The 25,194-nt window shown below is 64.7% G+C and carries 24 protein-coding genes and 1 tRNA gene; 13 read left to right on the top strand and 12 right to left on the bottom strand.

What is annotated here, in order from left to right; all coding sequences use genetic code 11:
• Nucleotides 1-97: 97 nt before the first annotated feature.
• The 3 genes from RJ527_16220 to RJ527_16210 all read left to right on the top strand — a co-directional run bounded on the left by RJ527_16220 (nt 98) and on the right by RJ527_16210 (nt 4,984).
• The gene (locus RJ527_16220; protein ID WND75569.1) at nt 98-421 is read left to right on the top strand and encodes a BolA/IbaG family iron-sulfur metabolism protein; all 324 of its coding nucleotides are present in this window, start codon (nt 98-100) and stop codon (nt 419-421) included.
• A gap of 210 nt (nt 422-631) precedes the next feature.
• Nucleotides 632-1,807 carry an efflux RND transporter periplasmic adaptor subunit gene (locus RJ527_16215; protein ID WND75568.1) on the top strand — a complete coding sequence of 392 codons (1,176 nt, stop codon included), beginning with the start codon at nt 632-634 and terminating at the stop codon, nt 1,805-1,807.
• A gap of 6 nt (nt 1,808-1,813) precedes the next feature.
• Nucleotides 1,814-4,984 carry a multidrug efflux RND transporter permease subunit gene (locus tag RJ527_16210; GenBank protein ID WND75567.1) on the top strand — a complete coding sequence of 1,057 codons (3,171 nt, stop codon included), beginning with the start codon at nt 1,814-1,816 and terminating at the stop codon, nt 4,982-4,984.
• On the opposite strand, the gene RJ527_16205 is transcribed toward RJ527_16210, so the two are convergent.
• From RJ527_16205 to RJ527_16190, 4 genes are all read right to left on the bottom strand, one after another.
• Nucleotides 4,981-5,511, bottom strand: a complete 531-nt coding sequence (locus RJ527_16205; protein ID WND75566.1) for a PAS domain-containing protein — start codon at nt 5,509-5,511, stop codon at nt 4,981-4,983. The two genes, RJ527_16210 and RJ527_16205, sit on opposite strands and share 4 nt — an antisense overlap.
• A 91-nt stretch (nt 5,512-5,602) precedes the next feature.
• Nucleotides 5,603-6,133, bottom strand: coding sequence for a PAS domain-containing protein (locus RJ527_16200; protein WND75565.1), 531 nt, complete (start codon nt 6,131-6,133; stop codon nt 5,603-5,605).
• A 72-nt stretch (nt 6,134-6,205) separates the two neighbouring features.
• A complete protein-coding gene (locus RJ527_16195; GenBank protein ID WND75564.1) occupies nt 6,206-7,126 on the bottom strand; it encodes an NAD(P)-dependent oxidoreductase in 921 nt (306 codons plus the stop codon).
• Nucleotides 7,127-7,171: 45 nt separating this feature from the next.
• Nucleotides 7,172-7,996 carry a fumarylacetoacetate hydrolase family protein gene (locus RJ527_16190; protein WND75563.1) on the bottom strand — a complete coding sequence of 275 codons (825 nt, stop codon included), beginning with the start codon at nt 7,994-7,996 and terminating at the stop codon, nt 7,172-7,174.
• A gap of 230 nt (nt 7,997-8,226) precedes the next feature.
• Between RJ527_16190 and RJ527_16185 the strand changes: the two genes are divergently transcribed.
• Nucleotides 8,227-8,472 (top strand): type II toxin-antitoxin system ParD family antitoxin, encoded by a 246-nt coding sequence (locus RJ527_16185; protein ID WND75562.1) that lies wholly within the window; start codon nt 8,227-8,229, stop codon nt 8,470-8,472.
• The gene (locus RJ527_16180) at nt 8,462-8,773 is read left to right on the top strand and encodes a type II toxin-antitoxin system RelE/ParE family toxin (protein WND75561.1); all 312 of its coding nucleotides are present in this window, start codon (nt 8,462-8,464) and stop codon (nt 8,771-8,773) included. Before RJ527_16185 ends, RJ527_16180 begins: the two co-directional genes overlap by 11 nt.
• Nucleotides 8,774-8,863: 90 nt before the next feature.
• Here RJ527_16180 and RJ527_16175 read toward each other — a convergent pair.
• A tRNA-His gene (locus tag RJ527_16175) sits at nt 8,864-8,940 on the bottom strand.
• Between the two features lie 90 nt (nt 8,941-9,030).
• The gene (locus tag RJ527_16170; GenBank protein WND75560.1) at nt 9,031-9,378 is read right to left on the bottom strand and encodes a cupin domain-containing protein; all 348 of its coding nucleotides are present in this window, start codon (nt 9,376-9,378) and stop codon (nt 9,031-9,033) included.
• 99 nt (nt 9,379-9,477) lie between these two features.
• Between RJ527_16170 and RJ527_16165 the strand changes: the two genes are divergently transcribed.
• The 3 genes from RJ527_16165 (at nt 9,478) to glnA (ending at nt 12,789) form a co-directional block, all read left to right on the top strand.
• Nucleotides 9,478-10,647 carry a pyridoxal phosphate-dependent aminotransferase gene (locus tag RJ527_16165; GenBank protein WND75559.1) on the top strand — a complete coding sequence of 390 codons (1,170 nt, stop codon included), beginning with the start codon at nt 9,478-9,480 and terminating at the stop codon, nt 10,645-10,647.
• Between the two features lie 277 nt (nt 10,648-10,924).
• Nucleotides 10,925-11,263: a P-II family nitrogen regulator gene (locus tag RJ527_16160; protein WND75558.1), complete on the top strand. Its 339-nt coding sequence runs from the start codon at nt 10,925-10,927 to the stop codon at nt 11,261-11,263.
• A 104-nt stretch (nt 11,264-11,367) separates the two neighbouring features.
• A complete protein-coding gene (glnA, locus tag RJ527_16155) occupies nt 11,368-12,789 on the top strand; it encodes a type I glutamate--ammonia ligase (GenBank protein WND75557.1) in 1,422 nt (473 codons plus the stop codon).
• 174 nt (nt 12,790-12,963) lie between these two features.
• Here glnA and RJ527_16150 read toward each other — a convergent pair whose 3' ends face one another.
• Nucleotides 12,964-13,809, bottom strand: a complete 846-nt coding sequence (locus RJ527_16150) for an ATP-binding cassette domain-containing protein (protein WND75556.1) — start codon at nt 13,807-13,809, stop codon at nt 12,964-12,966.
• A 37-nt stretch (nt 13,810-13,846) separates the two neighbouring features.
• Complete coding sequence (locus RJ527_16145; GenBank protein WND75555.1) at nt 13,847-14,836, bottom strand: aldo/keto reductase; 990 nt, start codon at nt 14,834-14,836, stop codon at nt 13,847-13,849.
• 231 nt (nt 14,837-15,067) lie between these two features.
• Between RJ527_16145 and RJ527_16140 the strand changes: the two genes are divergently transcribed.
• Both RJ527_16140 and RJ527_16135 read left to right on the top strand, forming a co-directional pair.
• The gene (locus RJ527_16140; GenBank protein WND75554.1) at nt 15,068-16,861 is read left to right on the top strand and encodes a potassium/proton antiporter; all 1,794 of its coding nucleotides are present in this window, start codon (nt 15,068-15,070) and stop codon (nt 16,859-16,861) included.
• 117 nt (nt 16,862-16,978) lie between these two features.
• Nucleotides 16,979-18,706: a monovalent cation:proton antiporter-2 (CPA2) family protein gene (locus tag RJ527_16135; GenBank protein ID WND75553.1), complete on the top strand. Its 1,728-nt coding sequence runs from the start codon at nt 16,979-16,981 to the stop codon at nt 18,704-18,706.
• 19 nt (nt 18,707-18,725) lie between these two features.
• Here RJ527_16135 and RJ527_16130 read toward each other — a convergent pair whose 3' ends face one another.
• Entirely contained in the window at nt 18,726-19,283 is a 558-nt protein-coding gene (locus RJ527_16130) for a DUF1134 domain-containing protein (GenBank protein ID WND75552.1), read from the bottom strand.
• Between the two features lie 542 nt (nt 19,284-19,825).
• Here RJ527_16130 and RJ527_16125 point away from each other — a divergent pair.
• The gene (locus RJ527_16125) at nt 19,826-21,178 is read left to right on the top strand and encodes a methyl-accepting chemotaxis protein (GenBank protein WND75551.1); all 1,353 of its coding nucleotides are present in this window, start codon (nt 19,826-19,828) and stop codon (nt 21,176-21,178) included.
• 91 nt (nt 21,179-21,269) lie between these two features.
• Here the strand turns inward: RJ527_16125 and RJ527_16120 are convergent, their stop codons facing one another.
• Entirely contained in the window at nt 21,270-21,656 is a 387-nt protein-coding gene (locus tag RJ527_16120) for a hypothetical protein (GenBank protein WND75550.1), read from the bottom strand.
• Between RJ527_16120 and RJ527_16115 the strand changes: the two genes are divergently transcribed.
• A complete protein-coding gene (locus RJ527_16115) occupies nt 21,655-21,903 on the top strand; it encodes a hypothetical protein (protein ID WND75549.1) in 249 nt (82 codons plus the stop codon). The genes RJ527_16120 and RJ527_16115 overlap by 2 nt on opposite strands.
• Nucleotides 21,904-21,931: 28 nt before the next feature.
• Here RJ527_16115 and RJ527_16110 read toward each other — a convergent pair whose 3' ends face one another.
• Nucleotides 21,932-22,351 carry an acyl-CoA thioesterase gene (locus RJ527_16110; protein ID WND75548.1) on the bottom strand — a complete coding sequence of 140 codons (420 nt, stop codon included), beginning with the start codon at nt 22,349-22,351 and terminating at the stop codon, nt 21,932-21,934.
• Between the two features lie 178 nt (nt 22,352-22,529).
• Here RJ527_16110 and parE point away from each other — a divergent pair, with 178 nt between their 5' ends.
• Nucleotides 22,530-24,599 (top strand): DNA topoisomerase IV subunit B, encoded by a 2,070-nt coding sequence (gene parE, locus RJ527_16105; GenBank protein ID WND75547.1) that lies wholly within the window; start codon nt 22,530-22,532, stop codon nt 24,597-24,599.
• A gap of 15 nt (nt 24,600-24,614) precedes the next feature.
• Here the strand turns inward: parE and RJ527_16100 are convergent, their stop codons facing one another.
• Entirely contained in the window at nt 24,615-25,190 is a 576-nt protein-coding gene (locus RJ527_16100) for a class I SAM-dependent methyltransferase (protein ID WND75546.1), read from the bottom strand.
• Between the last annotated feature and the right edge of the window lie 4 nt (nt 25,191-25,194).

Genomic DNA, 25,194 nt, shown 5'->3' with positions numbered 1-25,194 from the left:
ACGAGGATAAATCGGGCATAACGGGGAAAACTTGTCGTCACGCGGGGCGGTCCCTAGATTAAGGTCCGAAGACAGCGCGAACACAAGGATGCATGCCGTGCACGTTCAACAGTCGATCGAGAGAAAACTGACCGAATCCCTGACGCCGGACCACCTTGAGGTCATCAACGAAAGCCACATGCATTCGGTGCCCCCGGGATCGGAAAGCCATTTCAAGGTGATCGTCGTGTCGCCCCGGTTCGACGGGCTGAACCGCATCAAACGCCACCAGACGGTCAACGCCGTTCTGGCCGACGAACTCGCCGGCCCCATTCATGCCCTGTCCATGGAAACCTACACGGCCGGAGAATGGCAGACGCGCGGCGGGCGTACCCTGGCGTCCCCTCAATGCATGGGCGGCGCCAAGGCCGAGGCCGGGTGAGCGCCTCCCGCCACCGGGGCGTTTTGCCCCCCTGTCCCGCACGTGCGGCCGGTCGCATCGATAATTTCTTTGCTGCGGTGCAAAATTCACGCTTGAAATTTTCGCCGATGAGGTCGATGTTCACGCCTCAAGCGTTTCTCGGGCCCCTGCCCGGTTTTTTTTGTGTCTATCCAGAACAGTCATTCCGTTAAAAATCAGAGAGCAATTCTCATGGTGATCTTCCCCCGTCTGCTTCCCCTGTCCGCCGCCTGGACGCTCGCCGCCTTCGTGTTCGCGGCAGTATCCGCCCCCGCCGCCGCCCAACAGGGCCCGATGCCGGTGACCGTGGCCAAGCCTCTGGTCAAGAAGATCACCGAATGGGATGAATACACCGGCCGCTTCGAGGCGACGAACCGCGTGGAAATCCGCGCCCGCGTGTCGGGTTTCCTGGAATCGATCCATTTCAAGGACGGCGACCTGGTCAACAAGGGCGACCTGCTGTTCGTCATCGACCCGCGCCCCTTCGAGGCTCAGCTGGACGTCGCCAAGGCGTCGCTGGAAGCCGCCAAGACCCGCGTCAACCTGGCCGAACGCGAATTCAAGCGCGCCGAAAGCCTGTTGAAGCGCAACAACATCTCGCGCGAGACCTTCGATCAGCGCCAGGCCGAACTTGCGACCGCGAAGTCCACGGTGCTGTCGGCTCAGGCGCAGGTCCGCATCGCCAAGCTGGACCTGGAATTCACCGAGGTGAAGGCGCCGATTTCCGGGCGCGTATCCGACGCCCGGGTCGATGTCGGCAACCTGGTCGAGGGCGGCTCGGCCGAATCGACCCTGCTGACGACCCTGGTCTCCATCGACCCGATCCTGTTCACCTTTTCCGCATCGGAAGCCGAATTCCTGAAGTATTCCCGGCTTGACGCCACGGGCCGGCGTGAATCGTCGCGGGAAAAGGCCAATCCCGTGTTCGTTCGCCTGATGGACGAGGACGGCTTCACCCGCGAGGGCCGCATGAACTTCGTCGACAACGAACTGTCACCCAACACGGGCACCATCCGCGCCCAGGCCGTGTTCGAGAATTCATCGGGCTTTCTCGTGCCCGGTGTGTTCGGGCGGCTGCGTCTGATCGGGTCCGACGAATACGAAGCGGTGCTGATCCCCGATGCCGCCGTGGTCTCCGATCAAAGCAAGAAAATGGTGCTGATCGTCGACGCCGAAGGCAACGTGAAGGCCGCGCCCGTGGACATGGGCCCCCTGCACGAGGGCCTGCGCGTCATCCGCGGCGGCGTCGGCCCCGACGACAGGATCGTCGTCAAGGGCATTCAGCGCGCGCGGCCGGGCGGCAAGGTCATCGCCAAGGACGCAGATCTGCTGCCCGATGGTACAATCATGGTTCGCTCGGGGTCCTGACGTCTCATGCGCTTTACACATTTCTTCGTCGATCACCCGATCTTCGCGTCGGTCATCTCGATCCTCATCACGCTGCTGGGTTTCATCGCCTATCTGAGCCTGCCCGTCGCGCAGTATCCTGAAATCGCGCCGCCGACCATCCAGGTCACCGCGACCTATCCGGGCGCGTCGGCGGAAACCGTGGCCGACACCGTGGCGACGCCGCTCGAGCAGGAAATCAACGGCGTCGAAGGCATGCTTTACGCCAAGTCGGAAGCCACCGGCGACGGCGTGCTGAACCTGCAGGTCACCTTCAAGCTGGGCACCAACCTGGACGACGCCCAGGTCCAGGTGCAGAACCGGGTGTCCATCGCCGAGGCCCGACTGCCCGAGGAAGTCCGCCGTTTGGGCGTGACCGTGAAGAAAAGCTCGCCCGACCTGATGATGGTCATCCACCTGCTGTCGCCGGACGGCTCGCGCGATCAGCTCTATATCTCCAACTACGCGCGGACCCAGGTCCTCGACCGTCTGGCCCGCATTCCCGGCGTCGGCGAAGCCCGCGTGTTCGCCGAACGCGCCTATTCCATGCGCATCTGGCTGGACCCGGAACGCATCGCCAATTTCAACCTGACGGCCGGCGAGGTCGTCGCGGCGCTGCGTCAGAACAACGTCCAGGTGGCGTCGGGCATCATCAACCGCCTGCCCGTGCCCAAACCGGCGGCGTTCGAATTGAACGTGGAAACCCAGGGCCGCCTGATCGCGCCCGAAGCCTTCGGCGACATCGTCGTCAAGCGCGGCGAAGGCACCGGCGTGGTCCGCGTGCGCGACATCGCGCGGGTCGAACTGGGGGCCCAGGACTATCAGACCACGGCCTATCTCGACCGCACCACGGCCCTGCCCATCGTCATCATGCAGCGCCCGGGCTCCAACGCCCTGGAAACGGCCGAGCAGGTCATCGACGCCATGGACGACCTGGCCAAGGACTTTCCCGAAGGCCTGAAGCACACCATCGTCTATAACCCGACCGAGTTCATCGCCCGTTCCGTCGATGCTGTCTACACGACCATCGGCGAGGCGATCATCCTGGTGATCCTGGTCATCCTGGTGTTCCTACAGAATTTCCGCGCCGCCATCGTGCCGATCGTCGCCATTCCGGTGTCGCTGATAGGCACCTTCCTGGTCATGGGGATGCTGGGATATTCGATCAACAACCTGACCCTGTTCGGCCTGGTGCTCGCCATCGGGGTCGTGGTCGATGACGCCATCGTCGTGGTGGAAAACGTCGAACGCTATCTGGCCAAGGGGCTGAGTGCGCGCGAGGCCGCCCACAAGACCATGGACGAGGTCGGCGGCGCCATCGTCGCCATGTCCCTGGTGCTGGTCGCCGTGTTCCTGCCGACGGGCTTCATCACCGGCATTTCCGGGCAGTTCTACCGCCAGTTCGCCATCACCGTGGCGACGGCGACGATGATCTCCATGATCGTGTCCCTGACCCTGTCGCCGGCTCTTTGCGCGCTGCTGCTCAAGGCCAATCACGGCGGCACGGAACGCCATGGCGTCATGCGGACCCTGATGCTGCCCATCGACAAGTTCACGGCCGCCTTCAACTGGGGGTTCGAACGCCTGAACATCGCCTATACGGAAGGCACCAAGCGGTTCGTGCGCAAGGCCGCCATCGTGCTGACCGTCTATGTCGGTTTACTCGGTCTGACGGTCTATGAATTCAAGACCACGCCCTCGGGCTTCATCCCGGAACAGGATCAGGGCTACCTGATCACCGTCGTGCAGTTGCCGGCCGGGTCGTCCCTGGCGCGCACGGACGAGGTCGTGCGCCGTGCCATCGACATCATTCTGAAGCATCCCGACGTGGAACACGCCGTCGGCTTCGCCGGGTTCGACGCCGCGACCTTCACCAACGCGCCCAACGGCGGCGCCATCTTCGTGCCCATGAAGCCGATCGCCGACCGCGACAAGCGGGGAGCGACCGTCAACAAGGTGCTGGGTGAATTGCAGGCGCAGCTGTTCCAGATCGAGGACGCGATGATCTTCCTGGTCGCGCCGCCGCCCGTGCGCGGCATCGGCCGGGGCGGCGGTTGGAAGCTCTACGTCCAGGACCGCCGCGGTCGCGGCATCGAGGCCCTTCAGGCCGCCGCGCAAAGCCTTGTCGCCGCCGCCAACAAGGAACCGGGCCTGACCCGCGTGTTCTCGCTGTTCAATTCCGCGACGCCCAAGATCTACGCCGACATCGACCGCGTGAAGGCGGAAATCCTCGACGTGCCGGTGGAAAACGTGTTGGAGGCGCTGGAGGTCTATATCGGCTCCGCCTACGTCAACGACTTCAACTTCTTAGGAAGAACCTTCCGCGTGACGGCGCAGGCCGACGGTGAATTCCGCGACCAGCCGGGCGACGTGGCCAAGCTCTACGCGCGGTCGACCAAGGGCGACATGGTGCCCATCGGCTCGCTCGCCACGTTCCAGGACATCACCGGGCCGCACCGCGTGCCGCGCTACAACCTCTATCCCGCCGCCGAGGTCCAGGGCGCCAAGCTGCCCTCGATCTCGACCGGCGAAAGCCTGGACAAGATGGACGCCCTGGCGGCCAAGGTTCTGCCCGACGGGTTTTCCTACGAATGGACGGAAATCGCGTTGCAGCAGAAACTGGCCGGCGACACGGCGGTGTTCGCCTTCGGTCTGGCGGTGGTGTTCGTGTTCCTGCTGCTGGCGGCGCTTTACGAAAGCTGGGCCCTGCCCATGGCGGTCATCCTGATCGTGCCCATGTGCCTGCTGGCCTCGGTCGTCGGGCTCAACCTGCGCGGCATGGAATCCAACATCCTGGCCCAGGTCGGCTTCGTCGTGCTGATCGCCTTGGCGGCCAAGAACGCCATTCTGATCGTCGAATTCGCCAAACAGGCGGAGGAAGAAGGCATGACCGCCGTCGACGCCGCCATCAACGCGGCCAAGACCCGTCTGCGCCCGATCCTGATGACCTCCTTCGCCTTCATCCTGGGCGTGGTGCCGCTGATGATCGCCGAGGGGGCCGGCGCGGAAATGCGCCAAGCCCTTGGGACGACGGTGTTCTCGGGCATGGTCGGAGTAACGTTCTTCGGCCTGATCTTCACGCCCACGTTCTACGTCGCCTGCCGCTGGCTGGCCGACAAGATGCGCGCCCTGATGGGCCGCCAGACCCCGGCGGCCTAACGGGTGGTGTCGGAGGACCGCAGTTCGTCGGGCAAGGGCAGATGGGAAAAGTCGTAGGCGACGATGATGTGGCCGATGTCCCCGTCATTGCCGGCAAGCGGCAGATAGACGGCCTCAAAGGCCGTCGGCAGATTTTTTTTGACCGCCTGCACGTAACCGACCGCGCGGACCGGCCCCCGCGCCTCCAGGACCGGGCGATACCGGGCCTTGATCGCTTCCGCGGCTTGCGGATTATAGGTCTCGCACAGCAACTCGCCCGTGCCGTCTAGCCCCAGCACCGCCGAGATGCCCGTGCCCGAATACCGGCAGCGGAATTCCGCGCCGCCGTCGATCACGTCGCGGACGATGATCTGCGGTGCGATCCGGTAGACGTCCATCAGATTGATGTCGGTCCAGGCCGGATAGGGCCTGGAACCGCGTTTCATCCGCCAATAGTCGAACAGCGCCCGTGTCACCGGAGACCGAAACGTCTCCGTCATGGTGACGATGACGTTTTCCCCAAGCAGAGCCGCTTTTTTCTCGGACACGGTGAATTCCCGGCAACAGAAGGTTGTGAAGACATTTAGTCATACCAACCTATGCAACCCGCGGTAAAGGCTTCCGCGAGCCCGGTCAAAATCAGGACAGGCCGGGCTTCGGAACTTCGTCCTCTTCGGGATCGTAGGCGAAATCCAGAACCATCATGACATGGCCGATGCCCCCGTCGGCGCCGCTGACCGGCAGCATCACGCATTCGAACCCGGTCGGCAGGTTCTTCTCCACCACGCGGACGTAGCCAACGACGCGCACGGGGGCGTCGGCCGACAGGACCAGATGATAGCGCGCCAGCATCATGTCGCGGCCTTCGGGCGCATAGCATTCGTCGAGCAGCCTGCCCGTCGGATCCATGCCCAGCACGGAAACCAGCGCCGTGCCGCAGAACCGGCAGCGGAAATCGCGGCCGCCGTCGACCGGATCGCGGACCATGATATTGGGCGCGATGCCGTAGACGTCCATGAGGTTCAGGTCGGTCCAGGCGGGCCGCCGCCGGTCCCCTGCCTTGTCCCGCCAATAGGCCAGCAACTGCCGCGCCATCGGGGACTTGAACGCGCCGTCGTCGCCGGCCACGGTGAACCGCGAATAGAGGAGATGACTCTGACGCTGCTCCATCGCGCGCCCCCTGACTACGTCGCTATTCACTCCTTATAGGCCGTCAGGAATCCGGGAGCCAGAGCGGCGTTTTCAGCTCTTGCCGGGCCGGCGGAACGTCACGCCCAGGTCCTCTTCATACAGCTTGATCATGGAGCTTTTCGGGCCCTGGCCGTAACCGGCCTCCAGCGCCCGTTCATAGATCGCCGTCATGGCGTCGGCCAGCGGCGTCGCGGCCTCGGCGTCCCTGGCCAGGCTCTGCACGTTGAGGATGTCCTTGTAGGCGCCCTGCATGGGGAAATCGCCCTCGAAATCGCCGTTCAGAACCTTGGGCACGAAATGCTCGGACGCGAACGACCGCGACGATCCCGTCAGCACCAGCTTCTCCAGCGCCTCGACCCCCATGCCCGACTTGAGGGCGAGCGGCAGCAGCTCGCAGAACGCCGCGATGTTGATGTTGTAGATCACGTTGTTCAGGCCCTTCATGGCCTGCCCGGCGCCGAGCGGCCCGGAATGGATGATCTCCTCGCCGCAGGCCTTGAGGAACGGCAGGGCCGCGTCATAGCCTTCCTTGGTGCCGCCGAACATGATGGTCAGGGTGCCGTCCGCCGCCCGCCGGGGCAGGCCGGAAATGGGGCAATCGAAGTAGGCGATCCCCTTGGCCGCCGCGTCCTCGGCGATGGCCAGCGCGTCGGGCCGCTTCATGGTGGTGGCGTCCAGCACCGTGATGTCCTTGCGCTCGGCATCGGCGATGCCGCCGGGGCCGTTGCCGCCCGGCCCGAAAATCACGTCCCGCACCTGCGGCGCGTCGGGCACGCAGATGATGACCGTGCCCACCTTTTCCGCGACCTCGGCCGGGCTGGCGCAGGCGACGGCACCGGCATCGGTCAGCAATTTCACGGCCTCCGGCACGGGGTCGTAGACGAACACCGCCTCGGCCGCCTTCACGAGGTTGAGCGCCATGCCCCGGCCCATGGTGCCGAGGCCGATGAAACCGACGGAGGGAAGTGTCATGGAAGAATCCTCTGAGTTTGATTTTCTTAAAAAGTGGGTTTGCCGTTATCGGCGATCCAACGTCACCTCGACAACGCCCAAATCACCGAAATCGGCCACGGCGCGGTCGCCGGGGGCGGCGGGCTCGATGCCCGTGCAGGTGCCGGTCGACACCCACTGCCCCGCCGTCAGCCCGCGCCCGCGCCGCGACAGGCCGTTGACCAGCCACAGCAGCGAGTTGAGCGGATCGCCGAGCGCCATGGACCCGACGCCCCTGCCCCGCTCCGCATCGTTGATCCGCATGATCACGCCGTGGTCGCGGAAATCCATGTCCGGGGTGAAGGGTTTCGCAGCGCCCAGGACCAGCGCGACGTTGACGCCGCCGTCGGCGACCAGCAGCGGCAGCATGGCGCCCCCCTCGGGCCCGCCCTCGAACCGCCGGCCGACAACCTCGATGGCGGGCGCCACTTGGTCGACGGCGGCGCGGACGTCGGCGATCTCATAGCCGCCCGCCCGCGCCGGCAGATCGGCGCTCAGGCGAAAGGCGAACTCGCCCTCCACGGCAAGCGTGTGGGCGACGGACGGCACGATGGCACCACTTTGCGCCATGAAGGTCTGCGCGACCGCGCCGAACCAGGGCTCGTCCGTGCCCAGCTTTTCCTGGGACGCCTTGCTCGACGATCCGATCTTGAACGCGGCGATGGCAGCACCACAGGCCCCGTCGACCGCCGCCTGCACGGCATAGCCCGCGTCCAGGGTCCGCGGCAGGGTCACCGCGTCGAGATCGACCGTCCCGCCGTCCCGGCGGGCGGCCCAGAGCTGCGTTGCGAGATCAGCAAGGGCGGGAGACAGGGCAGCAGCCGGCCGGGCGGCCGCGGAATCGGATGACATGGGATGGGTCCTCTGGATGATCTTGTTTGGTGAGTGCGGCCGAACGGCCGCCGGTTTTCACCAGCTTAGACGCAGGACCGCCAGAGAGACCATGGGAATTTGAGGAAATTGAGGGGCTGGTGGGATGGCCGTTCAAGCCCAAGGTTTCCGGGGCGGCGCCTAACAGGCGCTTTTCATAATTACCAAAATTTGGTACATTCGCCGCGATGGTTTTTTTTCGGGAGCTTGAAATGGCGCGCAATACGTCCGTTGTCCTTGGCGATCATTTCGCGGAATTCATCCAATCGCAAGTGCAGACCGGTCGCTACGGTTCGGCCAGCGACGTGGTCCGGGCGGGATTGCGGCTTTTGGAGGAACACGAGGCGCAGGTGAAAACCTTGCGGGATGCGCTGGTTGCCGGAGAAGAGTCCGGTCCGCCCCAGCCGTTCGACAGCGACGCATTTTTGAAGCGGATGCGGGCCAAACATGGCGGGTAGGGAGCCGGGTAAAGGCACCCCATACCGGCTGACCCCGCGCGCCGAAAGCGATCTGGAAGAGATTTGGCTTTATACCTTCAAGACCTGGTCCCCGGAGCAGGCGGACCGTTATCACAACGACATCGTTGACGTGTTCGAAGGCTTGGCCGCGGGCCGGAAAATCGGGCGTCCGGTCGATGTTCGTGACGGGTATTTCAAATATCCAGCGGGTTCGCACATGGTGTTCTACCGCCTTGCCGACGACGGTCTTGTTGTCGTCCGTGTCCTGCATAAACGCATGGATGTCGAACGGCATTTGTAGACGTTGGGGAGCGGATCATGGCTGCCCGTTTGGCGTGCTGCGCGGGGCAAATCACCAGAACGGCATTTAATGCCGGGATTTTGGAGGAAATGGGGTGGCTGATGGGATTTGAACCCACGACCCTCGGCACCACAAGCCGATGCTCTAACCAACTGAGCTACAGCCACCATTCGGACCCTTTTCGAGCCCCGGAGCCGCCAATTTACTGGGCGCGGCCCACGAAAGAGCGCCCTGTGTAATCCCCTGCCCCGCTTACGTCAAGCGGGCTTGAAATGAAGCGCCAGCCAGACCGTTTCCCGATCCGCCGCCGTCCATTCGACGCGGTGGCGCTTGTGCGCCGGCAGCAGCAGGAAATCGCCGGGCGTGAGGGTATGGGGGGCGGCCGCGCCCTCGATCAGAAGCCCGGCCGCGCCCGTGAGCAGGATCACCCATTCGTCGTCGGTCTGGTCGTACCACTCCCCCGGCGGCGTCGCCTGGCCGGTGGAGACGATGCGCTCCAGCCGGAAGGCCCCGCCTTCGGCCAATCGGGTGAACACTTCCGCCCCCTGGCCGTCGGGCAGGTTCGCGAAAAGGTTCGATATGTCCGCCGCGTTGAAATCGCTCATGACCGTTGCCTCCGCCCGACCGTCTACCATAGAGTGCCGCCCACCGGAAACGGGCCGCCAAGGCCCCGATACAAAGACCACCAGACGGAGATTTCATCCATGGTACAGATGGCCGCCGCGATGTCGCGGCTCGGCACCGAAAGCGCCTTCGAGGTTCTGGCCCGCGCCAATGCGCTGGCCGCCCAGGGCAAGGACATCATCAACCTCGGCATCGGCCAGCCCGACTTCAAGACCCCGCCGCATATCGTCGAGGCCGCCATCAAGGCGCTGAAGGACGGCCATCACGGCTATACCCCCGCCAACGGCATCCCCGAACTGCGGGAAGCCGTGGTGCGCGACATCGCGCGGCATCGGAAAGTGACCGTCGACCCCGCCGACGTCATCATCGTGCCGGGCGGCAAGGTCACCATGTTCTTCGCCGTGCTGGCCCTGGGCGAACCGGGGGCCGAGATCATCTATCCCAATCCGGGATTCCCGATCTACGAAAGCGTCATCAAGTTCACGGGCGCCACCCCCGTGCCCATGGCGCTGCACGAGGACAAGGGCTTCGCCTTCTCGGCCGAGGAAGTGTTGGCCCTGATCACGCCGCGCACCCGGCTGATCATCCTGAATTCCCCCGCCAACCCCACGGGCGGCGCCGTGCCGCGGGAGGAAATGGACAAGCTGGCGGCGGGCCTGGCCGAACATCCCCACGTCACCATCATGTCCGACGAGATCTATTGCCGCATGCTTTACGACGGGCGCGAGCACGTCAGCCTGCTGGAATACGAGCACCTGCGCGACCGGGTGATCCTGCTCGACGGCTGGTCCAAGACCTATGCCATGACCGGCTGGCGCATGGGCTATGGCGTGTGGCCGAAATCCATGGTCGAGCCGGTCACGCGCCTCGCCATCAACTGCAATTCCTGCGTCAACGCGGCCAGCCAGTTCGCGGGCATCGCGGCGCTGGACGGGCCGCAGGACGCGGTCGACGACATGGTCAAGGCATTTGACGAACGCCGCAAGGTCATCCTGCGCGAACTGAACCAGATTCCGGGCTTTCGCTGCGCCGAACCGGGGGGCGCCTTCTACGCCTTCCCCAACATCGAGGGCACGGGACTGTCGTCCATGGAAATGCAGAACAAGCTGTTGAACGAGGCCGGCGTGGCGATCATTTCCGGCACCAGCTTCGGCGCCCATGGCGAGGGCTACATCCGCTTTTCCTACGCCAATTCCAAGGAAAACATCCTGAAGGCCGTGGCCCGCATCCGCGACTGCCTGTCCGGCTAGCGCGGCCCCGGTCCGCAACGATCCCAAGGGCATGTGCCGAAATTATTCGCACATGCCCTTTTTTTCGGCATTATGGGCAGGCAAACGGTTGACTCAAGGCCGCCAAGTTGCATCGTAAGTATTTGAATTGGGCTGATTTTCTTCACGGCCCGGAACTGGCACGCCTCCTGCTATACAGAGGCGGACGAGGAAGGACGGACGCCGCGCCAAGAACGGCTTCCGACCCGAGAAATCCGTCTCTTCTGATGGGGGGGACAACCCCAAGGGAACCAAACTGATGAAAAAAATCGAAGCCATCATCAAGCCGTTCAAGCTGGATGAGGTGAAAGAGGCCCTCCACGAGGTGGGCCTGCAAGGAATCACGGTGGTCGAGGCCAAGGGCTTCGGTCGCCAGAAGGGGCACACGGAGCTCTACCGCGGGGCCGAGTACGTGGTCGATTTCCTGCCCAAGGTGAAGATCGAACTGGTCGTCAACGACGACATGGTCGCCAAGGCCGTCGAGGCCATTCAGCAGACGGCCCAGACCGGCCGCATCGGCGACGGCAAGATCTTCATCATCCCCGTTGAAGAAGCGATCCGCGTGCGCACGGGCGAACGTGGGTCGGAAGCGATCTAGCCGTCCGGTTCCCGCCGGCCACCGCGCCGGCGCGCCAGGGAGGCCTAAACCAAAGCGCGTTCAAAAATATCGTCTGGACACCTAGTCAAGAAAAGGAAGCAAGTATGAGCTTGGATCTGAAAACACCGGCGGAATTCGTTAAATACGTGACGGACAACGAAATTCCCTTCGTTGACCTTCGCTTCACCGACTCCCGCGGGAAATGGCAGCACCTCACCATGGTGTCTTCCTTCGTCACCGAGGCCGAATTCGAAGACGGCATCATGTTCGACGGCTCGTCGATCGCCGGCTGGAAGGCCATCAACGAATCCGACATGGCGCTGATCCCCGACGCCTCCACGGCGGTCATGGACCCGTTCTCGGCCCAGCCCTGCGTGATCCTGTACTGCGACGTTCTCGACCCGGTCACCGGCCAGGGCTATGAGCGCGACCCGCGCTCCATCGCCAAGCGCGGCGAAGCCTATCTGGGCACCACGGGCATCGGCGACACGGCCTACTTCGGCGCCGAGCCGGAATTCTTCGTGTTCGACGACGTGCGCTATTCCGTCGAAATGAACAAGTGCTTCTACGAGTTCACCTCCGAAGAAGGCCCCTATGTCTCGGGCACCCTGTTCGACGAAGGCAACCTGGGCCACCGCCCGGGCGTCAAGGGCGGCTACTTCCCCGTCCCGCCGGTTGATTCATGCCACGACCTGCGCGGCGAAATGGTCAGCGTGATGCAGGAAATGGGCCTGACCATGGACAAGCATCACCACGAAGTCGCCGCCTCCCAGCACGAACTGGGCATGGCGTTCTCGACCCTGGTGCGCGCCGCCGACAACGTGCAGATCTACAAGTACTGCACCCAGATGGTGGCCCATACCTACGGCAAGTCGGCGACCTTCATGCCGAAGCCCGTGGCCGGCGACAACGGCACCGGCATGCACACCCACCAGTCCATCTGGAAGGACGGCAAGCCGACCTTCGCGGGCTCGGGCTATGCCGACCTGTCGGAAACCTGCCTGTACTACATCGGCGGCATCATCAAGCACGCGAAGGCCCTCAACGCCTTCACCAACCCGTCGACCAACTCCTACAAGCGCCTGATCCCCGGCTTCGAAGCCCCGGTGCTGCTGGCCTATTCGGCCCGCAACCGCTCGGCCTCCTGCCGCATTCCGTATTCGGGCAGCCCCAAGGGCAAGCGTTGCGAAATCCGCTTCCCGGACGCCACGGCCAACCCGTACCTGGCGTTCACGGCCATGATGATGGCCGGCCTCGACGGCATCCAGAACAAGATCCATCCGGGCGACCCGATGGACAAGGACCTCTACGATCTGCCGGCCGAAGAACTGGCGGGCGTGCCCACCGTCTGCGGATCACTCCGCGAAGCCATGCAGGCGCTGGACGCCGACCGCGACTTCCTCAAGAAGGGCGACGTCTTCACCGACGACGCCATCGACGGCTACATGGATCTCAAGTGGGAAGAGATCTACAACTTCGAACACACGCCGCATCCGGTTGAATTCATGATGTATTATTCCTCCTAAGACAGACGGCGGGCGGGACCGCGCGGTCCCGCCCTGCCCTGTCTTTCGGAGACATCACGACCAATCGGAAGACCGGCGTTCAACCGGTTTTACGCGCCAAACTTGGGGGCCCTGTCGTTTCGGCGGCGGGCCCCCGATTTTCTTGGGGGCGAAAGCCTATCATCTTGATAGGCTCTACTCTTCGTGACCCGGCGGCGGCAGGTCGCGGGGGTCGAGGGCGCGGCCGTGCAGCACCGGCATCAGGTCGAAGTAGGGCCGGATGATGGGCGAGGCCGAGGCCTCGAAATCCGCGAACGGCCCGTCGAAGAACACCTGGCCCTCGTGCAGCATGACCGTGCGCGGTTGCAGCCTTTGCAGCAGGTCCTTGTCATGGGTGACGATCAGGGTCGTCCGATGCTTGCCCGACCGGGTCGGCGCCACGTGCGTGCGCGCGATCAGGTCGTGCATGGTCGACGCCGTGGTCGGGTCCAGGCCGGTGGTCGGCTCGTCGTAGAACAAAACCTCCGGGTCCATGGCGAGGGCGCGGGCCACGGCCAGACGCTTGGCCATGCCGCCGGACAGTTCGTTCACGTCCGTCGCCATGAAATCGTCCGTATCGGGAAGGTCGACCGCCGCCAGGACCCTGCGCGCGACGACGGCGATCTCGGGCTCTTCCATGTCCAGAACTTCCGTGAGCCACAGGCCGATGTTGTCCAGCACCGTGCCGGAAAACAGGGCATTCCTTTGGAACACCACGCCCCAATGGGTGTGCAGGCGGTCGGTCTCCATCGTATCGAGCGCCGACAGGTCGATCAGGGGGGCGCCGTCCATGTCGTGGTCGGCAACGAACACGCGGCCCTGGTCCGGGTCGAGACGGCCGAGGATGTGGTTGAGCAGAACCGTCTTGCCGCTGCCCGAGCCGCCGACGACGGCGACGATCTCGCCCCGTTCGATCGACAGGTCGATGCCGGTGAGCACCCGATGGGCACCGAAGGCCTTGTACAGGCCCTCGATCCTGATTTCCGCCGGCACGGCGCTCATCGGGCCGCGGCCGCGCGGGCCTGGGGCGGGTGCCGCCTCACCCCCGCACCTTGACGGGTTCGTACTCCTCCAGCCGGTCCGTGGCCGGCGCCGGGGTGCGCGACAGGGCGGCGACGGCGTCCCACAAATCCTGGGTCATCTTGACGTCCAGGGACTTGAGCGAGGGTTCCAACTGCTTGACGTTACGGGCGCCGACGATGGGGGCCGTGACCGCCGGATGGGCCGCGACCCAGGCGACGGCGAGTGTCACCGGATGAATGCCCTGCTTTTCCGCGAATTCCGTGAACCGGCCGGCGGTTTCCAGCATCCAGTCGTCGGAATAGCGTACGGCGTATTCCTGCTTGTCCTTGACCCGGCCGACCTTGGGCTGCACGCCGGGGCGGTACTTGCCCGACAGCATGCCGCCGCCGACGGGGCTGTAGGTGATGACGCCCATGCCCTCGGCCTGGGCCTGGGGGAAAATTTCCGCCTCGGCCGCGCGCTTGACCAAATTGTACATGGGTTGGATCACGTCGAACTTGGTCCAGCCGTTCTTTTCCGAAATGCCGAGCGCCTTGGCGACCTGCCAGGCGGCGTAGTTCGACGCCCCGATGTAGAGCACCTTGCCCGAGCGCACCAAATCCTCCAACCCGCGCAGGACTTCCTCCAGCGGGGCCAGCTTCTCGAAGCGGTGCATGAACAGCACGTCCAGGCGGTCGGTCTTGAGTCGCTTGAGGCTGTCCTCCACCGCCATGACGACATGACGGCGGTTGCCGCCCGTGGAATTGATGTCGCCCCGAATGTTGTTGAAGCATTTCGAGGTGATGACCAGGTTGTCCCGTTCGCCCTTCATCAGATCGCCCAGGATTTCCTCGGCCTTGCCCTTGGTATAGGCGTCGGCGCAGTCGAAGAAGTTGACGCCGATGTCGCGCACCTTCTTGTACATGGCCTTGGACGCGGCCTTGTCGGCCTCGGCCCCGAAGGACATGGTGCCGAAGCACAGTTGCGACACCCGCACGCCCGTGCGGCCCAGCGTTCTGTATTCCATGGATTGATCCTCCCGTCGGGCGTCCCGGACGCGGCGGCGCGGCGATGTGCCGGCGGCCCCGGGGCGCGTTCGTCATTGCTGGGCGCAGATTGCCGGGCCGGGGGAAAAGACGCAAGAGAAGGCGCATATTCCACGCCACTTATTCCGCATGCCGGTTGCAGAAAACCCCCTTTAATTCCAATATGATGGATTACGCGCGTGCGGCATTCCTTTTCCCGGGCAGCAGACGATATGGAGTTTTCGAACCACCTCATCCTGATCGGGTCGGCGCTGATCCTGGTCAGCATCGTCGCCGGCACCCTGTCGTCGCGGTTCGGCGCCCCGTTGCTGCTGGTGTTCCTGGTGCTCGGCATGCTGGCCGGCGAGGACGGCCCCGGCGGGCTCAAGTTCAATGACTATGAAGCCACCTATCTGGTCGGCAGCATCGCTCTCGCGGTGATCCTGTTCGACGGCGGTCTGCGCACCCGATGGAAGGATTTCCGCGGCGTCGGCGCGCCGGCGGCGGTGCTGGCGACCGCCGGGGTGCTGATCACCGCCGCGCTCACCGGCGTCGCGGCGCGGTTTCTGCTCGGCGTTCCCTGGCTGGAAGGTCTGCTGATCGGCTCGATCGTCGCGTCGACGGACGCGGCTGCGGTGTTCTTGTTGCTGTCGGCACGGGCCATGCGCCTGCGCGAACGGCTGGGCGCGGTCCTTGAGGCCGAGGCTGGGCTGAACGACCCCATGGCCGTGCTGCTGACCGTCACCTGCGTCGGCCTGATCCTGTCGACCGATCCGTCGCTCAGCGTCGATACCGCGACCATCGTCGCCGGGCGGTTCGCCCTGCAAATCGTCGGCGGGCTGCTGGCGGGATTGATCGGGGGCTATGTCCTCCTGGCGGCGCTCAACGGCCTGACCATCGCGTCGGGGCTCTATCCGGTGCTGGCCGCCTCGGGCGCCCTTCTGTTGTTTGCCGGCGCCCAGGAAATCGGCGCCAGCGGATTCCTCGCCGTCTATATCGCGGGCCTTGTCGTCGGCAACCGGCGGCACAAGGCGACGCTGTTGATCAACCGCTTCCACGACGGCTTGGCTTGGCTGTGCCAGATCATCATGTTCCTGATCCTGGGCCTGTTGATCACGCCCAGTTCCCTTATCCCGGTCATCCTGCCCGCCGTCGCCATCGCCGCCGCATTGATGTTCGTGGCCCGGCCCGTCGCCGTAGGATTGTCCCTGGCGGCATTCCGCTATCCGGCCCGGGAAATCGCCTTCGTATCCTGGGTCGGGTTGCGCGGCGCCGTGCCCATCTTTCTCGGCACCATTCCCGTGATCGCGGGTGTCGACGACGCGGAGACCTATTTCGGCGTGGTCTATATCGTCGTCATGGCCTCGCTGATCGTGCAGGGGTGGAGCGTCGGCACCGTCGGGCGGCGTCTGGGCGTGCTGCTCGCCCCCCGTCCGGCGCAGCCGCCCCGGGTCGAAATCGATCTGCCGTCCGATGTCGGCAAGGACATGACCGCCTATACCGTCCAGGCGCGCAGCCTGGCGCTGCGGCGCGACTTGGCCCGCCTGCCGCTGCCGGAAAACATCGACGTCGTCTCCATCATCCGTGACGGCATCCTTCGGACCCCCGCCGACGTCGAACGCCTGGCCCCGGGGGACGACGTGATTTTGCTAGCACCCCCCGATCAGGCCGTGGCGCTCGACCGGCTGTTCGGCGCGCGGCAACCCGGGCAGAACGATCCAGACACGGTCGGCGAGTTCTCATTCGATGCCGAGACCTCCCTCGGCGCCATCGCCGATGCCTATGATTTCTGGATTCCCGGCAATCGGCGCGAGACGCCGGTCGGCGATTTCCTGCGCCGCAACCTGTTGCGCGCGCCCCTCGCCGGGCGCCGCCTGCACCTGGTTTCGGTCGAACTGATCGTCCGGCGCATGGAGAACGGCCGGATCGTCACCGTCGGCATCGAATTGGACCCGGTGGCGGGACGCTGGCGGCGCCTGTTCGACCTCACGAAGGTCTGGCTGGAAAGCCGCCTCGGCCGAGGCTGAGGGTAATCGCGCGACAACGGTTCAATCCCGGCGAAAAACCCTTTAACCTCAATTCAGGTACGCTGGTCACCGTCCGACCGGCGGGCCTCTCCGGAACCGAATGCTTAAGGACCGCCCATGGGATCGCACGCGACCCTGCCCTATCTGCGGGAAACGATCATCTTCCTGATTGCCGCCGGCGTCATGGTCCCCCTGTTCCACCGCTTCCGCGTCAGCCCCGTGCTCGGCTATCTGGTCGTCGGCGGAATCATCGGCCCCTTCGGCCTGGGCCTGCTGGCTGACGATTTCCCGATCCTGTCTCAAGTCGTGATTTCGGACATTTCAGGCGTTCAGGCGCTTGCCGAACTGGGCATCGTGTTCCTTCTGTTCACCATCGGCCTGGAATTGTCCCTCGAACGGCTATGGGCCATGCGTCGGCTGGTGTTCGGCCTGGGCAGCCTGCAAGTCCTGCTGACCGGCACGATCATCGGCCTGATCGCCTTCGAATTCGGCAACTCGGTGCGGGCGTCGATCGTGCTCGGCGCCTGTCTCGCCCTGTCATCGACGGCGATCGTCATGCAGCTGCTGTTGGAGGGCCGCCGGATCGGCACGCCCTTGGGCCGGTCCAGTTTCGCGATCCTGTTGATGCAGGATCTGGCCGTCGTGCCCATCCTGTTCGTGGTCGGGGTGCTCGGCACCAAGGTCGACAGCGGGTTCGGCGCGGACCTGGCCCTGGCGCTGGGCAAGGCGGCGCTGACCATCGTGCTGATCTACATGGGCGGGCGGCTGATCCTGCGCCCGGCCCTGCGCCTGGTCGCGCAGACCCGCAGCCCGGAGATGTTCATGGCGGCGGTGCTGCTGACCGTCATCGGCATCGCCGCGATCACCGGCTATGCCGGCCTGTCCATGGCGCTCGGCGCCTTTCTTGCCGGCCTGTTGCTGGCCGAAACGGAATACAGCCACGAGATCGAGGTCGATCTGGAGCCCTTCAAGGGCCTGATGCTGGGACTGTTCTTCATGTCCGTCGGCATGGGCATCGACTGGCGGGTGATCGGCGACGAACCGATGTGGATTCCCTTGTCCGTGTTCGGCCTGTTCCTTGTGAAGTCGATCATCACGGCGGGCCTTTGCCTTGCCTTCGGCCTGCCCCGCCATACCTCGCTCGAAGCCGGCCTGCTGCTGGGTCAGGGCGGCGAGTTCGCCTTCATCGTCGTCGGCCTGGCCATGAGCCTGTCCCTGCTGCCGGCGAATGTCGGACAGTTCATGCTGATCGTCTCCAGCCTGACCATGCTGGTCACACCGCTGGTCGCCAAAGCGGCGGAAATTCTTGCCGGCCGCATGGAACGCCGGGAAACGACCCGCACCCATCAGGGCAGCCTGGAGGCCGTCGGGGATATGGAGGGCCATGTCATTCTGGCCGGGTTCGGGCGGTTCGGGCGCACCCTGGCCAACACCTTGCAGGCGGAATCCATCACCTTCATCGCGCTCGACACGGACCCCGGGCATGTCGCCAGCGCGCGGGCCGAAAAGCTGCCCGTGTTCTACGGCGACGCCTCGCGCCTCGACCTGCTGAATCGCGCCCATATCGAACGCTGCGCCGCCGTCGTCGTCACCATGGACAACCCCGCGGCGGCGGAACGGATCGTCGGTGAAATCCGCCGTACCTGGCCGCTGATCGCCGTCTATGCGCGGGCGCGCGACAAGGCGCATGCCGTCCGCATGATGAATGCCGGCGCGACCCAGGCCGTGCCGGAATCGATCGAGGGCAGCCTGCAACTGGCCGGGCGCGTGCTGTCGGGTCTGGGCGCGACGGAAGAGGTCGTGCGCCGCCGCCTGGAACACCAGCGTTCGATCGAGGAACTGTAACGCCTGAGGGTGGGTGCCCTTAGAACGGAATCCAGGAGTGTTCCTTGGAATAATGCAGATAGCCGATGCTGGCCCCGGCGCGCAGGCCGACGCCCGTGCGGATCGGCGCCAGGATCACCTTGCCCGACTGCTGGTAGTTGATGCCGACGCCGGCGACCACATAAAAGCTGCCGTCAACACCCGGATAGCGCTGAAACAGGGCCTCCGTGTCGTCCAGGTTATAGATCAACGTGAACACCTTGGACGCATTACCGCCGAAATCGAAACCGATGGACGGCCCCTGCCAGTAGACCTGGCGGCCTCCGCCAGCCTTGCGTTCCAACATGCCTTCACCATAGCGCAGGCCGACGCCGATGGCGCCGGAAGCCTCCTCGCCCAGGATCACCGCGTTGGGCTGTCCCTGTTCGGCGAAGACCTTCTGAATGGCCTCGGCCAAGCCTTTGGTAGTGGCCCCGAAGAAGCCCTTGGCCTTGGCCATGATCTCGTCCTGGGTGTAGGTATCGTCGGCATGGGCGGGTACGGCGGCCGTGACGGCGGCGGCAAGAACGCAGGCAAACAGCATGGGAATCAGGCGCATGGGAAAGGTCGCTCCTTTGGCTCGGCCGGAACGGCACCCGAAGACGTCTCCGGACCGCGATACGATGCCTACTCTAGGGCTGCGAATGCGGCGATCCAATGACAATGGTCACAAATGCCTCGGCGCGCGCATTCCCGACTTTGCTGCAATGCAATATTTTAATCCAACGCCATCATGCAACCGCTTTTCCCGCACCGCTGACCAGAATTCCAAATATTTCATTTAATTTCATATAATTATAAAATTACCCCATCCCATCTTCATCCCGAATACGGTGCAAAACCACACCAAATCGAACAATTTTGTTTATTGTGCATCGCAATATTTTCGGCTTAAGCTTTTCCCCATAGCCATGCAGACCCCAGCGCCGGGAACCTGCCCGCATCGAACGGCGGTGCGCCGCCGCCTCATGCTTCGGACGTGAACAGGGAGCCTCGACCAACCCGCGTCAGCGTCGGCACATCGGGTCACCAGAGACTTTCTGACGATTGAAAGGACCCCCTTCCATGATCGCCAGATTGATCGCTTTTCCACAGAAAACCGTGGGTAGCAATGCCGGCCACGCCAACCGGCTTTCGGAAATTCTAAGTCTCCTGAACCGGGTCGCCGCGATCGCCGACGATGCGCACAAGGACGAGAAGACCGCCCTCGAAGAGGTGTTCGAACAGGTCTGTTCCTTCACCGGCTGGCCCATCGGCCACCTTTACGTGCGCGATCCGGGCGATCCCCTGCGCTATGTGTCGCGCGACGTGTGGCGGTTGGAGCCGGGCATGGACACCGCCGCCATCGCGGAATTCATGACCCTGAGCAAGGACACGGTGTTCACCCGCGGCACCGGCCTTGTCGGCATCATCGCCGAAACCGGCGAGGCCCGTGCCGTGGAGGACGTGACCGTCCTGCCTCAGTTCCTGCGCGCAGAGGCGGCACAGCGCAACGAGGTGCGCGGGTTCTTCGGCTTTCCCGTGATGCTGGACGGCGCCTGCGTGGCCGTGGCCGAGTTCTATGGCCGCCAGACGGGGCTGCTCGACGACACGTCGCTTGAGATCATGACCTATGTGTCCTCGCAGCTGGCCCGCGTGTTCGAACGCCAGACCTTCGAAAAACGCAAAACGGCCCTGATGGACCAGTTCGAAACCAGCGTGCAGAGCGCCGTGGGACGGCTCGGCGCCGCCTCGGGCGAATTGAGCGGCTCGGCCGACGAGTTGGGACAGCGTTGCGGCGCGGCCGCCGACGCCTGCGCCAAGGTCGGGACCGGGATCGCCGACATCGCCGCCGCCGCGGGATCTTTGCAATCCGCCATGGCCGCCCTTGACGACGCCGAACGCAACACGGAAAGCAAGACCTCGGTCGTGATCGGCACGGTCAACCAATTGGCCGGGGAACTGCGCGACGCCGTGGCCCAGCTTGAGACCTCCAACCAGGCCGCGCAGGACATCGGCGACATCACCAGAAACGTCAGCGAAATCGCGGGACAGGTCCGCATGCTCGGCCTCAACGCGACCATCGAGGCGGCGCGGGCCGGCGACATGGGCAAGGGCTTCGCCATCGTCGCCAGCGAGATCAAGAATCTGGCGCAGCAGTCCGAAGCCGCGTCCGGCTGCATCGCCGACCAGATTTCCGGCCTTCCAGGACACCGTGCGCGCCAGCGCCGCCAGCATGGCGGGCGTCGCCGGCAAGATGGAGGATCTGGTACGGACCGTTCACGGCATGACCCAGGTCCTGAGCGGCCAGAAACAGGCCACGGGCACCATCGGCCGTCATGTCGCCGGCTCCCAGGCCACGGTGGCGGGCATCACGGCGGACGTCGCGCTGATGGACGAGGCCATGGCGGTGTTGTCGGAACTGTCCCGGGGTCTCGGCCGCCTGGCAACGGATTTGGAAGGCACGGCCCATGACGTGTCCCATTCGGGCGAGGCCTTCATGACCGCCATGCGGGGCTGATCCCTCACCCGCCTCCCTCAAGGCGCCGCAACCCGATCCCGGCGGTCAGCGGTCCGGCAGCGTGACGGTCACCGTGCCTTTGCCGTAGCCATGCACCTTGTCGTGGGCCCGCACGACGACGCTTTTGACCCCCGCCGGCACCCTTACCCCGTCGATCGCGCGCGTGAACGGTTGCTCGTCCACATGCGGGTGGTACAGAACCCGGCGATCCAGCAGCGTGCCGTCCGGCGCCAGAACCTCGAAATTGTCGGCGTAATGATCCCAGCCCGTGTCGCCGTGGCGGATCGTGGCGCTTACCGTATAGGTGCCGTCGCCGTTGGGTGACGCCTCCGCATGAACGACGCGGGGCGCATCGGCCAGGGCGGCACCACCGGCCAGCATCAGCGACAGGGCCGTGACGGCGGCGGCGGAAGTTCGAGTTCGGCACGGCATGACGGTGATTCCCATTCAATTTCTCAGGGAAAACCCCGGAATGCCTAGGATTTTAACTTGCCTGCACGGCGGCGGCCAAGGGCATGACGAAAAAGTGTTGACGACAATGTTCATGTTATGTTCTTTTGTGTTCACGCAATGTTTCACCCCTGCCGGGAGATGCCCCATGTCCATTTCACGCCTTCATGAACTGTTCGCCCTCGCCGTCATGTTCACCGCCGGCTATGCCTGCATGGTGGTCGGCTGACGGCCTTCCGTCCCCTCGCCCCGGTGCCCTAGGACGGCGGCACGGCACGCTTGTTGCCGTCCTCGTCCAGGGCGACGAAGGTGAAAATGCCCTCGGTCACCTTGACCCGCCGGTCGCGGGCCCGCTGACGCAGGGCCCAGGCCTCGATGCGGATGGCGATCGACGTGTTGCCGACGCGGATCACCTCGGCATAGCAGCACAGCACATCCCCGACATTGACGGGCTTGTGGAAGATGAATCCGTCGACCGCCACGGTGGCGACCCGGCCGCCGGCGCGCTGGGCCGCGGTGATGCCGCCGGCCACGTCCATTTGCGCCATCACCCAGCCGCCGAAGATGTCGCCGGACGGATTGGTGTCGGCCGGCATGGCGAGGGTGCGGATCGCCAGTTCGCCGCGCGGCAGATCATCGTGGGAAGCGGTCGAATCGGCGGAATTCTGGGGCGTCATCGCGAAATATTCCTGTTTCTGCAATAGGGATTTCAGCACAATATATGGTAATTCATTGCACCCCCCCTACCCCATTATGGTATAGCTTGGGGCAAGCCGAGGCCAGCGCAGGGCCAGCCGGCAAGGACACGAAAAACACGCGAACTCGCACCGCGGGTTACAAGGCGCCGGACACCGAATGACCGACCTATTTCAACACGCCCAGGACAAAAAGCAACCGGATAAGGCGCCGCCGAAGGCCGTCGCCACCAAGCCCGCCAAGGCCGCGCAAAAGGCCGCCCAGCCCTCGGGCGACGGCGACTATACGGCCAAGGACATCGAGGTTCTCGAGGGCCTGGAGCCCGTCCGCCGCCGCCCCGGCATGTACATCGGCGGCACGGACGAACGCGCCCTGCACCATCTGGCGGCCGAAATCATCGACAACTCCATGGACGAGGCCGTGGCCGGCCACGCGGGGCGCATCGAAGTCGCGCTCGGCGAGGACGGGGCGCTCACCGTGCGCGACAACGGGCGCGGCATCCCCATCGACCCGCACCCCAAGTTCAAGGACAAGTCGGCGCTCGAAGTCATCATGACCACGCTGCATTCCGGCGGCAAATTCTCGGGCAAGAACTACGAAACCTCGGGCGGTCTGCACGGCGTCGGGCTGTCCGTGGTCAACGCCCTGTCGTCGGAACTGATCGTCGAGGTCGCCCGCGACAAGAAACTGTGGCGCCAGACCTATTCGCGGGGCAATCCGACCTCCAAGCTCGAGGACGCGGGTGCGGTCAACAACCGGCGCGGCACCACGGTGACGTTCTCCCCCGATCCTGACATCTTCGGCGCGCGCTGCGCCTTCAAGCCGCAGGCGCTTTACCGCATGGCGCGGTCCAAGGCCTATCTGTTCAAGGGCGTCGAAATCCGCTGGTCCTGCGATCCCAAGCTTCTCAAGGCCGATGATCCGACCCCGGCGGAAGCCACCTTCCACTTCCCGGGCGGCCTCGGCGACTACCTTCAGGCGTCCCTGGAGGCCCGCAAATGCCTGACCGACCAGCCCTTCGTCGGCGAGGGCAAGCTGATCGGCGGCACCGGCCGCGCCGAATGGGCCATCGCCTGGCCGCTCGACGAGGAAGGTTTCTGTTCGTCCTACTGCAACACCATTCCGACGGCCCAGGGCGGGACCCATGAAACGGGCCTGAAATCGGCCCTGTCGCGGGGGCTGCGCGCCTATGGCGATCTGGTCAAGAACAAGGAAGCCGCCAAGGTTCAGGCCGACGACATCACCGGCGGGGCGGCGATCATGCTGTCCGTGTTCATCGGCGACCCGCAGTTCCAGGGCCAGACCAAGGACAAGCTGGCGACGGCCGAGGCCCACCGCCTGGTCGAAACCGCCGTGCGCGACCATTTCGACCACTGGCTGTCCGGCCATCCGGCCCAGGCCAACGCGTTACTGGAGCACGCCATCGAGCGCGCGGAGATGCGCCTCAAGCGCCGCGCCGCCAAGGAAACCAAACGTCAGTCGGCGACCCGCCGCGTGCGCCTGCCGGGCAAACTGTCCGACTGCACGCGCAATACGTCCCAGGGCACGGAAATCTTCCTGGTCGAGGGCGACAGCGCCGGCGGCTCCGCCAAGCAGGCGCGCCTGCGCGAGACCCAGGCCGTACTGCCCCTGCGCGGCAAGATTCTCAACGTCGCCAGCGCCACCGCCGACAAGATGCGCGCCAACCAGGAACTGTCGGACCTGATGGAAGCCCTCGGCTGCGGCACCGGCGATCAATTCATGGAAGACGACCTGCGCTACGAGAAGGTCATCATCATGACTGACGCCGACGTCGACGGCGCCCATATCGCGTCGCTTCTGATGACCTTCTTCTTTCAGGAAATGCCCAAGCTGGTGGAAACGGGGCATCTCTATCTTGCCCTGCCGCCCTTGTACCGGCTCAGCCAGGGCGGCAAGTCGGCCTATGCCCGCGACGATGCGCATAAGGACGAATTGATGGAGACCGAGTTCAAGGGCCGCGGCAAGGTCGACGTCAGCCGCTTCAAGGGCCTCGGCGAAATGCCGCCGGCCCAGTTGAAGGAAACCACCATGGACCCGTCCAAGCGCATCCTGCTGCGCGTGACCCTGCCCACGGGGGACGGACCCGAGGTCAAGTCCGAGGCCAAAAAGACGGCGAAACTGGTGGAAAGCCTGATGGGGCGGAAGCCGGAACTGCGCTTCGCCTATATCCAGGAACACGCGAAGTTCGTCCAGGACATCGACATTTAGTCACCGGATATTGAATCAGCCCGCCAGGCCGACCCCCGCCGCCACGGCGGCGGCCGTGCGGTCGGGCACGCGGTAGACGTAGACCTGCGGACACTGCGAATCATAGAGCTTGTGCACGGCCTCGGGCGTCCAGCCGGGAATGTCGAACACGTTGGACACCACCAGGGTACCGGGTTTGAGCTCCGCCTCCAGCTTGTGCCGAAGCTTTTCCAGAAGCTCACTGTAAAGGTAACAGACCACGGCATCCGTGCCCGCGAGCGAGACCTTGCGGAAGTCGGCGCGCCGGACCGTCACGTTGCGCGGGCCGCACAGACCGTTGCGCACCTTCATCACCAGCCAGGGAAACGGCGACAGCTCATAGGCCATCGTTTCCGATTCCGGCAATGCCTTGGCGATGGAGAACGCCAGATCGCCCCAACCGGCGCCCAGGTCCACCACCGCGCAGACCCCCGCCAGATTGAGGATTTCATTGATCTTTCGCCGCGAGGTGCGCGACGACGGCATGGGCGAAATGCCGGTGACCACGACGTAGTAGGTCGTGACGATGACGAACAGCAGCACGCCGGCGAGGATCAGGTAATCGCCGCGCACCCGC

This window comes from Thalassospiraceae bacterium LMO-SO8 (genome assembly GCA_031655335.1).
Lineage (GTDB): Bacteria > Pseudomonadota > Alphaproteobacteria > Rhodospirillales > Casp-alpha2 > UBA1479.
This window is presented reverse-complemented; position numbering and strand designations above follow the sequence as displayed.

Excerpts from the sequence above, each read along its gene's own strand:
- RJ527_16140 (WND75554.1), top strand. The coding sequence starts at position 15,068 with ATGGAGTTTTCGAACCACCTCATCCTGATCGGGTCGGCGCTGATCCTG.
- RJ527_16120 (WND75550.1), bottom strand. The coding sequence starts at position 21,656 with ATGCCGTGCCGAACTCGAACTTCCGCCGCCGCCGTCACGGCCCTGTCG.
- RJ527_16200 (WND75565.1), bottom strand. The coding sequence starts at position 6,133 with ATGGAGCAGCGTCAGAGTCATCTCCTCTATTCGCGGTTCACCGTGGCC.
- RJ527_16215 (WND75568.1), top strand. The coding sequence starts at position 632 with ATGGTGATCTTCCCCCGTCTGCTTCCCCTGTCCGCCGCCTGGACGCTC.
- RJ527_16160 (WND75558.1), top strand. The coding sequence starts at position 10,925 with ATGAAAAAAATCGAAGCCATCATCAAGCCGTTCAAGCTGGATGAGGTG.
- RJ527_16210 (WND75567.1), top strand. The coding sequence starts at position 1,814 with ATGCGCTTTACACATTTCTTCGTCGATCACCCGATCTTCGCGTCGGTC.
- RJ527_16165 (WND75559.1), top strand. The coding sequence starts at position 9,478 with ATGGTACAGATGGCCGCCGCGATGTCGCGGCTCGGCACCGAAAGCGCC.
- RJ527_16150 (WND75556.1), bottom strand. The coding sequence starts at position 13,809 with ATGAGCGCCGTGCCGGCGGAAATCAGGATCGAGGGCCTGTACAAGGCC.
- RJ527_16170 (WND75560.1), bottom strand. The coding sequence starts at position 9,378 with ATGAGCGATTTCAACGCGGCGGACATATCGAACCTTTTCGCGAACCTG.
- RJ527_16135 (WND75553.1), top strand. The coding sequence starts at position 16,979 with ATGGGATCGCACGCGACCCTGCCCTATCTGCGGGAAACGATCATCTTC.
- RJ527_16180 (WND75561.1), top strand. The coding sequence starts at position 8,462 with ATGGCGGGTAGGGAGCCGGGTAAAGGCACCCCATACCGGCTGACCCCG.
- RJ527_16110 (WND75548.1), bottom strand. The coding sequence starts at position 22,351 with ATGACGCCCCAGAATTCCGCCGATTCGACCGCTTCCCACGATGATCTG.
- parE (WND75547.1), top strand. The coding sequence starts at position 22,530 with ATGACCGACCTATTTCAACACGCCCAGGACAAAAAGCAACCGGATAAG.
- RJ527_16190 (WND75563.1), bottom strand. The coding sequence starts at position 7,996 with ATGTCATCCGATTCCGCGGCCGCCCGGCCGGCTGCTGCCCTGTCTCCC.
- RJ527_16195 (WND75564.1), bottom strand. The coding sequence starts at position 7,126 with ATGACACTTCCCTCCGTCGGTTTCATCGGCCTCGGCACCATGGGCCGG.
- glnA (WND75557.1), top strand. The coding sequence starts at position 11,368 with ATGAGCTTGGATCTGAAAACACCGGCGGAATTCGTTAAATACGTGACG.
- RJ527_16130 (WND75552.1), bottom strand. The coding sequence starts at position 19,283 with ATGCGCCTGATTCCCATGCTGTTTGCCTGCGTTCTTGCCGCCGCCGTC.
- RJ527_16115 (WND75549.1), top strand. The coding sequence starts at position 21,655 with ATGACGGTGATTCCCATTCAATTTCTCAGGGAAAACCCCGGAATGCCT.
- RJ527_16185 (WND75562.1), top strand. The coding sequence starts at position 8,227 with ATGGCGCGCAATACGTCCGTTGTCCTTGGCGATCATTTCGCGGAATTC.
- RJ527_16145 (WND75555.1), bottom strand. The coding sequence starts at position 14,836 with ATGGAATACAGAACGCTGGGCCGCACGGGCGTGCGGGTGTCGCAACTG.